Raw genomic sequence first — 14527 nt, 5'->3', positions numbered from 1 at the left:
GCGGGTTACTCGCCTTCGGCCGGCTCGGCCGGCTCAACCGGACGGTCGGCCTTCCTGCGCCGGTACGAGCGGATCTTGCTCACGATGTACCAGACGGCGGCAACGGCCACCACGACAATGACGATCTTCTGGAAGACCCCGGCGTATTCCTCGACGATGTGCCAGCTCTCACCGAGGTAAAAGCCCGCGAACACGAAGATGGCGTTCCAGATCAGGCTTCCCGCGGTCGTCAGTCCCAGGAACTTCCAGACCGGCATGCGTTCGATGCCCGCGGGAATGGAAATGAGGCTGCGGAAGAGCGGGATCATGCGGCCGAAGAACACTGCCTTGTAGCCGTGGCGGTCGAACCACGCCTCAACCTTGTCCACGTCCTCGAGCTCGATCAGCGGCACCTTCGAGACGAGGCGGCGCATGCGGTCGCGGCCCAGCCAGGCGCCCAGTCCGTAGAGAGCCAGGGCACCGACGACGGAGCCCAGCGTGGTCCAGACGAGGGCAGAGACCAGGGAGAAGTTGCCCTGGCTGGCGGTGAACCCGGCCAGCGGCAGGATGATTTCGCTGGGCAGCGGCGGAAAGAGGTTCTCGAGGGCGATGGCCAGGCCGGCACCGGGGGCCCCGATGGCCTCCATCATGTCCACGGCCCACTGCGCGATCCCTCCCAGCGCCGATCCGTCGGTACTGGCGGTGGCAACTGAGGAAAGAATCTGTGTAGTCATATTGCCCTCAATTCTGCCCTAAGGAACACCCGGGGAGGAAACCCGACACCGCCGCCGGCCGGAAACCGGGGGGCCGGCGGCAGCTTACCGGCCGGCCGGCCCTCCTGTTCACCGCGGGTTCCGGCACCTGGGGAAACGCTCAGGCCAGGGCATCCGTGATGGCCGGAAGCAGGGCGCGGAACGCCTGTCCGCGGTGGCTGATGGCGTTTTTTTCCTCCGGCGCCAGCTCGGCGCAGCTGCGGTCCAGGTCCATCGGCTGCAGTACGGGGTCATACCCGAAGCCGCCGTGCCCGCGGGGCTCTGTGAGAAGCGTCCCACGCAGCTCGGCGCGCTCCACCACTGCGGCGCCGCCGGGCAGCGCCAGGGCCGCGGCGCACACGAAGGCTGCGCCCCGGTGCTCGGCGGGGATGTCCGCCAGCTGGGCCAGCAGCAGGTCCAGGTTCGCGGCGTCGTCTCCGTGTCGGCCGGACCAGCGCGCGGAGAAGATGCCCGGAGCTCCGCCCAGGACGTCCACGGCCAGGCCGGAGTCGTCGGCAATGGCGGCGAGGCCTGTCGCTGCAGCGACGGCACGGGCCTTGAGGAGGGAATTCTCTTCGAACGTCACTCCGGTTTCGGGGACGTCCGGCACGCCGGCGGCCGCTGCGTCAATCACCTGGGTGTCGACGTCGAGCCCCTCAATCCGTCCGCGCAGCAGCTCGCGCAGCTCCCGCAGCTTGCCCTGGTTGCGGGTGGCCAGGACCAGCCGGGCTCCCGCAGGAATCTGCGTCACGCGCTTTCGCCCAGCGTGCGGCGCTGGATTTCCGCCAGCTCGGACGTGCCGAGCAGGGCCAGGTCCAGCAGCGCGTTGAGTTCGTCGCGGTCGAAGGGGGCGCCCTCAGCGGTGCCCTGGACCTCAACGAACTTTCCGGAGCCGGTCACTACGACGTTCATGTCCGTTTCGGCGCGGACGTCCTCCACGTACGGCAGGTCCAGCATGGGAACACCGTCAATGATGCCCACGCTGATCGCGGCCACGGTGTCCAGCAGGGGCTGAGCGTTGCGGGCAATGAGCTTGTTGTCCTTGGCCCAGGCCAGGGCGTCCGCCAGTGCCACATAGGCGCCGGTGATGGCTGCGGTGCGGGTCCCGCCGTCGGCCTGCAGGACGTCGCAGTCCAGCACGATGGTGTTTTCGCCCAGCGCCTTGGTGTCGATGATGGAGCGCAGCGAGCGGCCGATCAGCCGGGAAATCTCGTGCGTGCGTCCGCCGAGCTTGCCCTTGACCGATTCGCGGTCATTGCGGGTGTTGGTGGCACGGGGCAGCATCGCGTATTCAGCCGTCACCCAGCCCTTGCCTTCGCCCTTGAGCCAACGCGGAACGCCGGGGGTGAGGGAGGCGGTGCATAGCACTCGGGTGTTGCCGAACTCGATCAGCGCGGACCCTTCGGCCTGCTTGGACCAGCCGCGGGTGATGGTGATGCTGCGCAGCTGGTCGGGTGTGCGGCCGTCGGACCGCACGACGGCGGAACCGGCGGCAGGCGTGGAAGAAGAAGGGCTGTTTGCAGCGGTAGTCATGCGCCCAGTCTATCGGCCGGTTCCGGTTAGCCGGCGGGCTGGACCCCCGGTTCAACGGCCAGCGGGGCCGCGAACGGACTGCCGACGTCGTAGGAGACGCCGGCGACGGCGACCGCGAGGTCTCCGGCGTAGGTTTCCCGGGCTTCAGCCACCGAGGTGTTGGCGTCGTTCCAGACCGGCAGGTGGGTCAGGAGCAGGCGGCGTGCGTTGGCTGCCGAGGCGGCGGCGCCGGCACGTTTTCCGGTCAGGTGCACGCCGTCAATGGCGTCATCGCGGCCCTCGTGGAACGCCGCTTCGCAGAGGAAGACGTCGCTGTCGCGGGCGGCTTCCTCCAACCCGTCGCAGGAGTCCGTGTCCCCGGAGTAGGCCAGGGTGTGAACCAGGGAATTGCCGTCGGGGTCGGTGAACCTGGCCTCGACGCGCAGCGCGTAGGCCTCGTCCGCCGGATGCCGGACCGGGTAGGGCGTGACCGTGAACGGGCCGATGTGCACGCTGCGGTGGCTGTCCCAGTTCATGAATTCGAAGTCCTCGTGCATGCCGGGGTCGGTGGGCAGCCCGTAAGCCGTGGCCATCCGGTCCGCCGTGTCCTTCGGTCCCCAGACCTTGATCCGGTCCCGGTTCCAGCCCGCCGGGTCCCAGTGGACCGCCACGTGCAGTCCGCACAGGTCCATGCAGTGGTCCGGGTGCAGGTGGGTCAGCAGGACGGCGTCGATGTCCCGCAGGTCCATGTAGCGCTGCAGCGCCCCCAGTGAGCCGTTGCCCAGGTCCAGCAGGATGCGCCAGTCTCGGACGCCGTCGTTGGCGGTGACGAGGTAACAGGAGGCAGGTGACGCCGGACCGGGGAAAGACCCGCTGCAGCCCACGATGGTCAGTTTCATTGCGTGCCGTTCCGAAGGGCGCCTGGCGGCCTTCCGTTCTCGTCATGGATGGAGCGGGCCGGAACGCGTGCGGAGCGGTCGGCGGCGGCCATGTCCGGGGTGATCCGGGCCAGGCTTCCGGTGGGATAGTGCGCCGCCACGTTGTCCACGTGTTCGACGCTCAGGACTTCGGGTCCGAGGAAACGCCGGGCCAGAAGTTCAAACGACGTCGAATCCCCCGTGGCGAGGAACCGGTAGTCGGGCGCGGTGGCAGCGGTGCGCTGCAGGTTGTGGGAAATCAGCGCCCGGTACACGTCCTTGGCGGTTTCCTCGGCGCTCGACACCAGCGTCACGCCGTCGCCCATCACGTAGGAGATCACGCCGGTGAGCAGCGGATAGTGGGTGCAGCCCAGGACGACGGTGTCCACATCGCCGGCTTTCAGCGGGGCCAGGTATTCTTCGGCCGTGGCCAGCAGTTCCGGCCCGGCGGTAACGCCGGCCTCGACGTAATCCACAAACGCTGGGCAGGCCACGGACTCGATCTGCAGGTGCGGTGCGGCCGCGAAGGTGTCGTTGTAGGCACGCGAGCCGACCGTGGCCTCGGTGCCGATCACCCCCACCCTCCCGGACCGGGTGGCGGCAACCGCCCGGCGCACGGCGGGCTGGATGACCTCGATGACGGGGATGCCGTAGCGGCGGGTGTACCGCTCACGGGCGTCGCGAAGCACGGCGGCGGAGGCCGTATTGCAGGCAATGACCAGCAGCTTGACGCCGGAATCCACCAGTTCGTCCATTACACCCAGCGCATTGGCGCGGACCTCCGCAATGGGGAGGGGCCCGTAGGGGCCGCGGGCGGTGTCCCCCACGTAAAGAATGGACTCATTGGGCAGCTGGTCAATGACTGCCCGCGCCACGGTCAGTCCGCCCACTCCGGAGTCGAAAATGCCGATGGGCGCATCCGCGTTGTTTTTCCGCGGCGCGCTGCTGGGCTGCGGGGCGGTGGTGCGCCCGGGCGCCTGAGTGCGCGGTGCGTCCATCAGCGGTTCCGTCATCAGCGAGGAACTTTCCGGGTCAGAGCTCATAATGTATCGAGAATAGTCCCCCGGCCCCCCGCAGCGAACTCATCGGGGCGTGCGCTTGGTCACAGCAGGGACCGGGTCATGGCCTGCATCAGGGTCTCCTGGAGCCAGGTGACAAAGTTGTAGACGAGGGCCAGGTACCCGTCCACGTCCTGCGCCTGGGACGGATCGGTAATGCCGTGCAGCCGCTCGGTGTCCTCATCGGTTTCCAGTCCGAGCCGGTCGGCCAGAACGAGGCGGACATCGTTGAGGGCGCGGGCAAAATACTGGGCCTGCTCGGCGTTGAGCAGCAGCGGCTTGGTCTCCAGCAGCAGGGCCGCAGCCCGCAGTGCACCGCTCTTGGTCTCCCGCAGCGAGCGCTCGGTGAGGCGGCGGAATTCCAGCGCTTCGTCGTCGTCCCCCTGTACCGCGTCGGGCAGCAGGCGGTGCAGCGCGGAGTCGGACGGAACACTGGCCCTGGTGTCCAAACCCACCATCGCGGCGAGCGGATCCGAGTCCGCGGGCGTGTCCGGTTCCAGCATTCCCAGCACGTCATTAAACAGGCTGCGCAGCAGCTCCCGCTCCCCCGCGTCCAGTGATGCAGAGATTCCCTTGCGGGTGGTTTTGAATCCGGTTGCCACGTAAAAGTCCTATCCGCCGGCGGGGCCGGTCTGTACTGCCGGTGTACTGCTGCTGTTTCCGCGGTTAGCGGGTGCCGCGGGAGTCACGGCTCGTCGGTTTTCTGGAACGTGGCCCAAAGTCCAAAGGAGTGCATTGCCACGGTGTCCCGCTCCGCCGATTCACGCGAGCCGGTCGCCACCACCGACTTCCCCTGTTCATGCACTTCCATCATGAGCTTGTTGGCCTTGGCCTCCGAATATCCGAAATAACTGCGGAGAACATAGCTGACGTAGCTCATGAGGTTCACGGGATCGTTCCAGACAATCACCACCCAGGGCACGTCACTGCTGACCAGCGACTCCGTTTCAGCGCGCTCAAGGGTGTCGGTGCCGGGCGCAGTGCTCAAAGTCATGACTCCAATTGTAGGTTGGCGCCGCTTGCCGAACCGCCAGCGGAAGCCTTCTACTCAATAAGCGAACGGGGGTTAGAGTTTTGATTGTGAACAGCACCAACGCTTGGCGCCAGCCCAATGCCGCCCTGTATACAGACCATTATGAGTTGACGATGCTGCAGGCTGCCCTGCACTCCGGTACAGCTTCCCGCCGCTCCGTCTTCGAGGTGTTCGGCCGGCGGCTCCCCGACGGGCGCCGGTACGGGATCGTGGCCGGAACCGGCCGGATCCTCGAGGCCCTTGCCGCCTTCCGGTTCGACGACGATCAGCTTGCCTTCCTGGAGAGCACCTCTGTGGTGGATGCCCCCACCCTGAAGTGGCTCGCCGATTTCAGGTTCTCCGGAAACATCTTCGGCTATGCCGAAGGTGAAGCCTATTTCCCGAATTCGCCGATCCTCACCGTGGAGTCAACCTTTGCGGAGGCCTGCATCCTGGAAACCCTCCTGCTGTCGGTCCTGAACCATGACAGCGCCATCGCCTCCGCGGCCTCCCGCATGGTGACCGCCGCCGGCGGGCGGCCCTGCATTGAGATGGGGTCGCGGCGCACCCATGAGGAATCTGCCGTGGCAGCGGCCCGGGCGGCGATCATCGCCGGCTTCGACTCGACCTCAAACCTTGAAGCAGGACGCCGCTACGGTCTGAAGACGGTGGGCACGGCCGCCCATTCCTTCACCCTCCTGCATGACAGCGAGACGGACGCCTTCGAGGCCCAGATTGGTTCCCTCGGAGCCGGCACCTCACTGCTGGTGGACACGTACGACGTCGAACAAGGCGTGCGCAACGCCGTCGCCGCTGCCGGGCGGCAGCTGGGCGGGGTCCGGCTGGATTCCGGCGATCTGGTCGCCCAGGCCAAGTGGGTGCGCGAGCTGCTGGATGAGCTGGGCAATACGGACACCCGGATCATGGTGACCTCGGACCTGGACGAATATGCCATTGCGGCCCTGGCCTCCGCCCCCGTGGATGCGTACGGCGTCGGAACTTCCCTGGTCACCGGTTCCGGTGCGCCGACCGCCGGACTGGTGTACAAGCTGGTCAGCCGCGAAGACGACAACCACGAGTTTGTCTCGGTCGCCAAGGCCGCCAAGAACAAGGCTTCCCGCGGCGGACGCAAATACGCGCTGCGCCGGCTGGATGAGCGCGGCACGGCCACTGCCGAGGTCATCGGCATCGGCCACCGCCCGCTGGACGACGGCAACGACCGCCCGCTGCTGGAGCAGTTTGTCGCCGACGGCGAGATTCTTGCCGGCTGGACCGGAGCCGCTGCCGTGGAGCGGGCTGCCAAGCGGCACACAGAGTCCCTGGCTGAACTGCCAACCTCGGTCAACCGCCTGCAGCGCGGCGAGCCGGCCATACCCACCGAATACGAGGAGTGAGAATGACGCGTGCCCTGATTGTTGTCGACGTCCAGAACGACTTCTGCGAAGGAGGATCACTGGCCGTTCCCGGCGGCACCGACACCGCCTCGGAAATCACCGACTACATTGAAACGACGCTTGGCCGCTATGACGTCGTGGCAGCCACGCAGGACTGGCACATTGAGCCCGGCCCGCACTTCTCCGAAACCCCGGACTACAAGGAATCCTGGCCGGTGCACTGCGTTGCCGGGACGACCGGCGCCAGCCTCCACCCCGACTTGGACACCGAGCACATTGATGCGTTCTTCCGCAAGGGACAGTATGAGGCGGCGTACTCCGGTTTTGAGGGCGTGCTTGCCCCCGAAGACGAGGTCCCCACGGGTGACCTTGATGCCGCAGCGGTGCCGCCGGATCCGGCTGAGACAGTGAGCCTGGACGACTGGCTGCGCGAGAACGACGTCGAGGAAGTCGTCATTGTGGGTTTGGCCGCCGATTACTGCGTCCGCGCCACGGCCCTGGACGCCATTGCCGCAGGCTACGACACCTTTGTCATCCCGGACCTCTGCCGCGGAATCGACCGCGCCGGAACCCGGGCCGCGCTGGCCGAACTCGAGGACGCCGGCGTGGAGCTGCTGGACCTGTAGGCCCCGGAACGGCAGGGATGTACGCCCCCGGGCCCGGTAAGTGAACCCGGGCCCGGGGGCCCTTGCATTCGCGGATCAGGCGTCCATGGCTGTTGCGGCCGCGGATCAGGCGGCTATTTGCGGCCGATGAACCAGTCCTGCAGCTTCTTCAGCCGCTGGTTGAGCTGCTCCTCGTTGGCCTGCGCCACCGGCGGGCCGCCGCAGATGCGGCGCAGCTCGCTGTGCACCATTCCGTGCGGCATGCCCGAGCGCGCGGACCAGGCGGAGACGTTCTTGGCCAGCTGGCCGCGCAGCTCGGTCAGCCGCCGGTGGTCCATGACGGACGGCTCCGGCTCCGGAGCAGACGCCGCCGGGGCCTTGCGTCCGCGGCGGGACAGCTGCTCGTGCTGGCGCTGGCGCAGCAGCACGCCCATCTGGTCCGCATCCAGCAGCCCGGGAATCCCCAGGAAATCCTGTTCCTCATCGCTGCCCAGTTCACCGCCGGTGCCGAACTCGCCGCCGTCGAACAGCACACGGTCAAAGGACGCCTGGGACTCCAGCGCCTCGAACTTTTGCTTGGTCAGCGAATCCGAGGCCTTCTCCTCACGGTTCGCTGCCTCCATGAGGCTGTCTTCCAGCCCGAAGCCCTCCTCTTCGAGGTGGTTGTCCGGCCGGTCCAGGGCATGGTCACGTTCCATTTCCAGCTGGTTGGCCAGGGCCATCAGGTTCGGAACCGAGGGCAGGAAGACCGACGCCGTCTCGCCGCGCTTGCGGGCACGCACAAAGCGCCCCACTGCCTGGGCGAAGAACAGCGGGGTCGCGGTGGAGGTCGCGTAGACCCCCACCGCCAGGCGCGGAACGTCCACGCCTTCAGACACCATGCGGACCGCCACCATCCAGCGCTGGTCCCCCGCGGAGAATTCGTCGATCTTGTCCGAGGCCTTGGCATCATCGGAGAGGATGACGGTTGGGGACTGCCCGGTGATCTTCTTCAGCGTGCCGGCGTAGGCGCGCGCGTCGTCGTGGTCCGTGGCAATCACCAGCCCGCCGGCATCGGGGACGGCGCGCCGCACTTCGGACAGCCGCCGGTCGGCAGCGGCAAGGACCGCCGGAATCCACTCTCCGGTGGGGTTCAGCGCCGTGCGCCAGGCCTGCGCCGTGATGTCCTTGGTGACCGCGGCCTCGCCCAGGGAGGCGGCCATCTCGTCGCCGGCACTGGTGCGCCAGCGCATCTGCCCGGAGTACGCCATGAACATCACCGGGCGGACCACGTGGTCGCGCAGGGCCTCGCCGTAGCCGTACGTGTAATCGGCCTTGGAGCGGCGGATGCCGTCCCGGTCCGCTTCATACTCCACAAACGGAATCGCCGCCGTGTCCGAACGGAACGGCGTACCGGTCAGGGAGAGCCGCTTGACCGCCGGTTCAAAGGCTTCCCGGATGCCGTCGCCCCAGGAGAGCGCGTCGCCGCCGTGATGGATCTCGTCCAGGATCACCAGCGTGCGGGCCGCCTCCGTCTTGGCCCGGTGCAGCATGGGCTTGGAGGCTACCTGCGCGTAGGTGACGGCCACGCCGATGAAGCCGTCGCCGTGCCGCCCGTCGGCGTTCTTGAAATTGGGGTCCAGCGCCAGCCCCACCTTCGCGGCGGCATCGGCCCACTGGCGCTTGAGGTGGTCCGTGGGGGCCACGACGGTGATCCGCTTGACGATCCCGCGGTCCACCAGCTCCGTGGCGACACGCAGGGCGAACGTCGTCTTGCCGGCGCCGGGGGTGGCGACGGCGAGGAAGTCGTCAGCGTCGTTGGCGAAGAACTTCTCGAGGGCTTCGGCCTGCCACTGGCGCAGCTTGGGGGCGGTGCCCCAGGCGGCTCGTTCCGGATAGGCGGGCGGCAGGGCCGGTCCGCCGAAGAGGGTGTCTGGGCTCACGCTGTGAACGGCACCTTTCCTGTGTTCGGGGTAACTATTGCACTGCGTGCACCGGAGAGGATCCCCAGGCACGCAAAAACGGCCAGGACAAGCCACATGACGCTAAACACGCCGGTCTGTCCGGAAGCCGCGGGATCCTGCAGCAGGGCAAAGAGAATCCCTGCCACGGTGGTTCCCGCCACGGCTCCGACCTGGTCGGAAATCTGAAGGGACGCGGAATTGCGTCCCCGGTCCACGGAGGTGGACAGTGCCAGCACCATCACTGAGGTGCTGGAAAGGGCCAGGCCCATGGCGGCTCCCGCCAGGGACCACACCGCCACGATCACCCCAAAAGGCACCGACGGTGAAGCCAGCAGCCCGATGCCTCCCATTGCTGCTGCCAGCATGGATGCGCCGGTCACCAAAAGCCGGTGGCGGCGCCCGGCGGCGCGGGCCTGAAGGAAGGAACCCACAGCCCAGCCTACCGCTCCTGCGGTGAGCGCCAGTCCTGCAGTGGCCGGGTCCACACCGTGGGTCGCCAGCACCATGAGCGGCAGGAAAGCCTCCGCAGCCACGAATCCGGCACTGAGCAGGCCGCGGGTGGCGATCACGCTCGGCAGTCCCCGGGCTAGGCGCAGGGTGCCCGCCGGCAGCAGACGCCCAAGTGCCGCCCCGGCGGTTCCGGCTGCGGCTGCTGCGGCAATCCACAGAGCCGCCGGAGCCGACGGCGCATCCGCCGCCTCATTGCCTGCCCACTGGGCGACAAATACTGCGGCGGCCAGCGTGCTGCCCCATAGGGCCCGCCTGCGGCCCAGTGCCCGGTCCAGGGCAGGGTTGTCCGGCGGACCGAGGCCGCGAACCCGCGGCCAGACCATGAGGCCGGCAACCAGCACGATGGGAATCACCGCGGCAAAGACCCACCGCCAGCTCACGTACTGGGCCAGGAGGCCGGCGGCCAGGGGCCCCACCATCGACGGCAGGATCCAGGCAGCGGCCAGCCACCCGAAGAGCACGGGCTGAAGGGACGACGGGTAGATCTCGCCGATGATGACGTACACCGCAACGATCATGGCCCCGCCGCCGAGCCCGGAGACAGCCCGGCCTGCGGTGACAACCCAGAACTCGCCGGCCAGGGCCGAGACCACCAGGCCGGCGGTCATCAGGGCCATGCCGGCCGCCAGCGACGGCACCGGCCCCTGGACATCGCACCTGCTGCCGGCCACGACCGTGCCCAGCAGCGAGGCGGTGAGGAACATCGAGAACGCCAGCCCGTACCCGGCCCCCGCGGACAGCTCGACGGCCACCACGGGCATCGCCGTCGTTACCGCCATCGCTTCAAAGGCGGAGCAGGTGATGATGGCGAGGATGCCCAGGGTGAGGGCCCGGTAGGCGGGCGACAACGGGCCGGCAGGACGCGGCTCCGCGGATGGACCGCTCATGGATGCGCGGGAACTACTTGCCGCCGTCCTTGGGCGCGCTCAGGCCTTCGTAGATTTCCTTGCAGGTGGGGCAGACGGGGAACTTTTTCGGATCCCGGCCCGGAGTCCAGACCTTGCCGCACAGGGCGATCACCGGTTCGCCGGAAAGCGCCGACTCCATGATCTTTTCCTTGCGGACGTAGTGGGCAAACCGCTCACTGTCACCGGGTTCTGTGTACTCGCGCTGCTCTTCGCGCTCGATGACGGCGGTGGAACCGCCGCCGTCGTCCAGGCGGCGGGCAGGGTCATTTTCGAAAGGATCGGGAGGCAGACTCATGGTTCCCATCTTAGTACCGCAGGAGGCCCCGCCCCGGCCGACTGACCGGAGCGTTTTATTTGTGCACCGAGAGTGCCGCCAGCATTTCCGGGGCGCGGCGGTCCAGCCAGCGTCCCCCGATCCTGATCCCGCCCACCAGCAGCCCGGCACCCAGCAGCACGCCGCCGGCCAGGGTCAGCCAGTCCCAGAGCGGGTTGTCGTTCAGCAGCGCCACGACGGCCAGTGCCAGTACCGGAAGCACGATCACGATCTGGCTCAGCATGCCCAGGCTTTGCACCAGCGCGGTCCGCCCGGCGGAACCCGGAGGAGTCTTGAAGGCGTTCTCCCCCGGCAGCGGAACGTTGTACGTGTACCGGGCCGAAACTACGGACGAGAGCCCGAGCCCGCCCAGCAGGACAGCCAGGGAGACCCCGAGCAGGACCGGAATCAGGTCCGCCTCCCCCAGCAGCAGGCACGGCAGCACCGCTGCCAGGACGGTGACCGGCAGCGCAAATACGGCGCAGGCGATGACCCGGCCGGCGCGGTCGGCCGTACCCGAAACGCCGGTGCTGACGTGCAGGGCAAAGGCGGTGTTGTCGTATGAAACGTCCGCTGAAATGCCGTAGCCGAGCAGGAAGCCCAGCAGCGGTCCCGCGAACAGCACCAGGCTGGGGCCGGTGCCTTCCTGCGTGCCCAGGAACACCAGCAGGACCACCATCAGCGGAATGATGAGCAGCGAGGCGCCGTACCGCGGATCCCGGATCCAGTAGGTCAGGGCGCGGGCAGCAACGGCACCGGTGGGAGTGGGCGGGAAAAGGGCAAAGAACCCGAGCTTTCCGCCCTTGCGCCGGGCGCCGGAGCTGTGCGGCGGGGTGATGAGCGCGCGCACCAGCAGCACCTTCCAGGCCCACACCAGCAGGGCAAGGAAAACGGCGGCGATCGCCAGCTTGGCGGCAGCCGGCCCCGGCTGGTTCAGCGCAATATCGCCGGGTACGGCCCATGCTGCGCCCAGCGGTGTCCAGGACAGTGTGCGTGCCAGTGACGGAAGATAGCCCTGGGCGCTGCTGATGCCTGAGCTGATACCGGCAATGATCGGCCCCAGGAGCATAAGCGGGATGATGGCCACCAGGCCGGAGATGTCCTTGAACCGCCGGGACGAGGCCAGTGAGGTGCTTGCCGCGACGGTGACGCGGGCGGCGATGATGCAGGTGAACACGGCGATCAGCGCGGACAGAACCCCGGCGGCCAGGGCGGCCGGGCTGCGCCACCAGACGGCAGCGGAGCCCAGCGCGGCAAGCAGCGTGACGGCGCCCGGGATGCCGATGAGCCCGCCGAGCCCCAGCCCGGCGAGGAGCTGGGGCAGCGGCACGGCAAAGGTCACGAACCGCGCCGGGTCCAGGGTCAGGTCCACGCCGGTGGCCAGCACGGGAATCAGCGCCCAGCCCAGGACGGCGGCGCTGCCGGCGAGGACTGTTGCGGTGCGGGCCAGTTCGGGGTCGTTGAAGCTCAGGAAGAACAGGGCCGCAAACAGCAGGCCGAGCATCCCCAGTCCGTACAGGGCGCCGAAGACGATCCCCACGATCTGCCACGGGCTGCGGCGCAGGGAGTTGCGCAGCAGGAGAAGCTTGAGCCTTAGGAGGTGCGCAACCATGGCAGTCCCTCCGAGTGGGTGCGTCCGCCCACCAGCTGCACGAAACGCTCTTCCAGGGTCTCTCCGCCGCGGACCTCGTCCACGGTTCCGGAGGCAAGGAGGTTGCCGCCGGAGACCACTGCGACGTGGTCGCACATCCGCTGGACCAGGTCCATGACGTGGCTGGACACGATCACCGTTCCGCCGGAGTCCACGTACCCGGAGAGGATGTCCCGGATGTTGGCGGCGGACACCGGGTCCACCGCTTCAAAGGGCTCGTCGAGGACCAGCAGCCGGGGCGCGTGGATCAGCGCAGAGGCAAGGGCGATCTTCTTGGTCATGCCCGCGGAGTAGTCCACCACGAGGGTGCCCGCATCATTGGTCAGGTCCATGGCCTCGAGCAGGTCCCGCACACGCCCTGCCACGGTGTCCCGGTCCATGCCGCGCAGCAGCCCGGAATAGGTGACCAGCTGCTCGCCGGTAAGCCGGTCGAACAGCCGGACGCCGTCGGGCAGCACTCCCATCAGCCGTTTGGCCTTCAGCGGCTCGGCCCAGACATCCGTGCCGTGCACCCACACCTGTCCGTGCTCGGGCCGCAGCAGGCCGGTCGCCATGGACAGCAGGGTGGTCTTGCCTGCTCCGTTGGGGCCGACCAGCCCGTAGAAGGAGCCTGCCGGGACATCAAGGCTGATCCCGTTGACGGCGATCTTCTCCCCGAAACGCTTGCCGAGGCCCCGGACAGCCAGGGCAGGGGCAGCCGGAACGGCCGGAGTTTCAGGGAACACGGGTTCGCTCATGTCAGCACCACTTTCGTCATGCCACCAAACTACCCGCCAAGCAGGCGGACGGGATCAGCCGGAAGGACCAAAATCGGCGCCCTGAAAGTGCGGCCGGGCGGAGTGCACCCGTCCCGGGGACTAGGCGGGCCGGGCCCGTTCATACTGCGGTGCCCAGGGAAGCTTGGCATCCAGTTCCCCGGCTGCCCGCATCCACCAGTGCGGATCCCGCAGGGCGGCCCGCGCAATGAGCACGGCATCCGCCCGCCCGGCACGGAGGACTTCCTCAGCCTCCGCCGCACTGCTGATCAGGCCGACGGCTGCTGTGGGGACACCGGCGGCGGCGCGGATGTGCTCGGCGAATCCGGTCTGGTACCCCGGGCCCACGGGGATATTGGCTGCGGGCACGGCTCCGCCGGTGGAGACGTCCACCAGGTCGACGCCGCGGTCGCGCGCCTGGCCGGCCAGGCGGGCCGAGGACCGCTCGTCAAGGCCGCCGTCGGTCCAGTCGGTTGCGGAGATGCGCAGGAGCAGTGGCATCGAGTCCGGGATAACCGCCCGGACGGCGTCAACGACTTCCAGCGTCAGCCGGTTGCGTCCCTCCTCCGACCCGCCCCAGCCGTCGGTGCGGGTGTTGACCAGCGGGGTCATGAACTGGTGCAGAAGGTATCCGTGGGCGGCGTGGATTTCGATGGTGTCGAACCCGGCTTCCACAGACCTTTCCGCTGCCCGGGCGAAATCCGAGATGACCCGCCGGATGCCGGCTTCATCCAGCGCCTGCGGGGCGGCATAGCGGCCGAAGGCATCCGCAGTGGGACCGACAGTGCGCCAGCCGCCGTCGGCTTCCGCAACGCTGCCGCTGCCCCGGCCGAAGGGAGAGTAGGTCGAGGCCTTGCGCCCGGCATGGGCCAGCTGAACGCCGATCCGGGCGTCGGCGGCCCCGTACCGGTGGACGAAGTCCGTGATGCGGCGCCAGGCGGCGGCTTGTTCGGCGGTGTAGATGCCGGTGTCCTCCGGACTGATCCGGCCCTCGGGGCTGACCGCCGTCGCTTCGGTGATGATCAGTGCCGCTCCCCCGGCTGCGAAGGAGCCCAGGTGCATCAGGTGCCAGTCATTGGGCATCCCGGGAGCGTTGACGCCGTCGGCCGAGTACTGGCACATGGCCGCCACCCAGCCGCGGTGGGAGAGCTCCAGTCCGCGGAGCACCAGCGGGTCGAACAGGCCGGGATTCAGGGATGCTGCGTTCTCGCTCATGCC

15 protein-coding genes are annotated in these 14527 nt (G+C 68.2%); 2 read left to right on the top strand and 13 right to left on the bottom strand.

Going from position 1 to position 14527, the window contains the following annotated elements; genetic code table 11:
• Positions 1 to 5: 5 nt before the first annotated feature.
• The 7 genes from WKB88_RS06320 to clpS all read right to left on the bottom strand — a co-directional run bounded on the left by WKB88_RS06320 (position 6) and on the right by clpS (position 5212).
• Positions 6 to 713, bottom strand: a complete 708-nt coding sequence (locus WKB88_RS06320; protein ID WP_341393676.1) for a DedA family protein — start codon at positions 711 to 713, stop codon at positions 6 to 8.
• Positions 714 to 852: 139 nt separating this feature from the next.
• Positions 853 to 1482 (bottom strand): RdgB/HAM1 family non-canonical purine NTP pyrophosphatase, encoded by a 630-nt coding sequence (gene rdgB, locus WKB88_RS06315; protein ID WP_341393675.1) that lies wholly within the window; start codon positions 1480 to 1482, stop codon positions 853 to 855.
• Positions 1479 to 2264, bottom strand: coding sequence for a ribonuclease PH (gene rph, locus WKB88_RS06310; RefSeq protein ID WP_341393674.1), 786 nt, complete (start codon positions 2262 to 2264; stop codon positions 1479 to 1481). The genes rdgB and rph overlap by 4 nt, the downstream gene beginning before the upstream one ends.
• A 26-nt stretch (positions 2265 to 2290) precedes the next feature.
• Positions 2291 to 3142 (bottom strand): MBL fold metallo-hydrolase, encoded by an 852-nt coding sequence (locus WKB88_RS06305; protein ID WP_341393673.1) that lies wholly within the window; start codon positions 3140 to 3142, stop codon positions 2291 to 2293.
• The gene (gene murI, locus WKB88_RS06300; RefSeq protein WP_341393672.1) at positions 3139 to 4203 is read right to left on the bottom strand and encodes a glutamate racemase; all 1065 of its coding nucleotides are present in this window, start codon (positions 4201 to 4203) and stop codon (positions 3139 to 3141) included. The genes WKB88_RS06305 and murI overlap by 4 nt, the downstream gene beginning before the upstream one ends.
• Before the next feature lie 59 nt (positions 4204 to 4262).
• Complete coding sequence (locus WKB88_RS06295) at positions 4263 to 4820, bottom strand: DUF2017 domain-containing protein (protein WP_341393671.1); 558 nt, start codon at positions 4818 to 4820, stop codon at positions 4263 to 4265.
• 83 nt (positions 4821 to 4903) lie between these two features.
• On the bottom strand, positions 4904 to 5212 hold the full coding sequence (gene clpS, locus WKB88_RS06290; protein WP_341393670.1) for an ATP-dependent Clp protease adapter ClpS: 309 nt from the start codon (positions 5210 to 5212) through the stop codon (positions 4904 to 4906).
• An 86-nt stretch (positions 5213 to 5298) separates the two neighbouring features.
• Between clpS and WKB88_RS06285 the strand changes: the two genes are divergently transcribed.
• Together WKB88_RS06285 and WKB88_RS06280 are read left to right on the top strand one after the other, a co-directional pair.
• On the top strand, positions 5299 to 6624 hold the full coding sequence (locus WKB88_RS06285) for a nicotinate phosphoribosyltransferase (protein ID WP_341393669.1): 1326 nt from the start codon (positions 5299 to 5301) through the stop codon (positions 6622 to 6624).
• Positions 6625 to 6626: 2 nt separating this feature from the next.
• Positions 6627 to 7250, top strand: coding sequence for a nicotinamidase (locus WKB88_RS06280; RefSeq protein WP_341393668.1), 624 nt, complete (start codon positions 6627 to 6629; stop codon positions 7248 to 7250).
• 113 nt (positions 7251 to 7363) lie between these two features.
• Here WKB88_RS06280 and WKB88_RS06275 read toward each other — a convergent pair whose 3' ends face one another.
• The 6 genes from WKB88_RS06275 to WKB88_RS06250 form a co-directional block, all read right to left on the bottom strand.
• Positions 7364 to 9151, bottom strand: a complete 1788-nt coding sequence (locus WKB88_RS06275; protein ID WP_341393667.1) for a DEAD/DEAH box helicase — start codon at positions 9149 to 9151, stop codon at positions 7364 to 7366.
• Positions 9148 to 10569 (bottom strand): MFS transporter, encoded by a 1422-nt coding sequence (locus WKB88_RS06270; RefSeq protein ID WP_341393666.1) that lies wholly within the window; start codon positions 10567 to 10569, stop codon positions 9148 to 9150. The genes WKB88_RS06275 and WKB88_RS06270 overlap by 4 nt, the downstream gene beginning before the upstream one ends.
• A gap of 13 nt (positions 10570 to 10582) precedes the next feature.
• Entirely contained in the window at positions 10583 to 10885 is a 303-nt protein-coding gene (locus WKB88_RS06265) for a DUF3039 domain-containing protein (protein ID WP_420481396.1), read from the bottom strand.
• 55 nt (positions 10886 to 10940) lie between these two features.
• Entirely contained in the window at positions 10941 to 12515 is a 1575-nt protein-coding gene (locus WKB88_RS06260) for a transporter (protein ID WP_341393665.1), read from the bottom strand.
• Entirely contained in the window at positions 12497 to 13291 is a 795-nt protein-coding gene (locus tag WKB88_RS06255; RefSeq protein ID WP_341393664.1) for an ABC transporter ATP-binding protein, read from the bottom strand. The genes WKB88_RS06260 and WKB88_RS06255 overlap by 19 nt, the downstream gene beginning before the upstream one ends.
• A 120-nt stretch (positions 13292 to 13411) precedes the next feature.
• The gene (locus WKB88_RS06250; RefSeq protein ID WP_341393663.1) at positions 13412 to 14524 is read right to left on the bottom strand and encodes an NADH:flavin oxidoreductase/NADH oxidase; all 1113 of its coding nucleotides are present in this window, start codon (positions 14522 to 14524) and stop codon (positions 13412 to 13414) included.
• Between the last annotated feature and the right edge of the window lie 3 nt (positions 14525 to 14527).

The sequence above is a fragment of the Arthrobacter sp. G119Y2 genome (assembly GCF_038069765.1).
In the GTDB taxonomy this organism is placed as follows: domain Bacteria; phylum Actinomycetota; class Actinomycetes; order Actinomycetales; family Micrococcaceae; genus Arthrobacter_B.
Note: the sequence above shows the minus strand (reverse complement) of the source record. Positions and strands in the feature narration are given on the sequence as shown.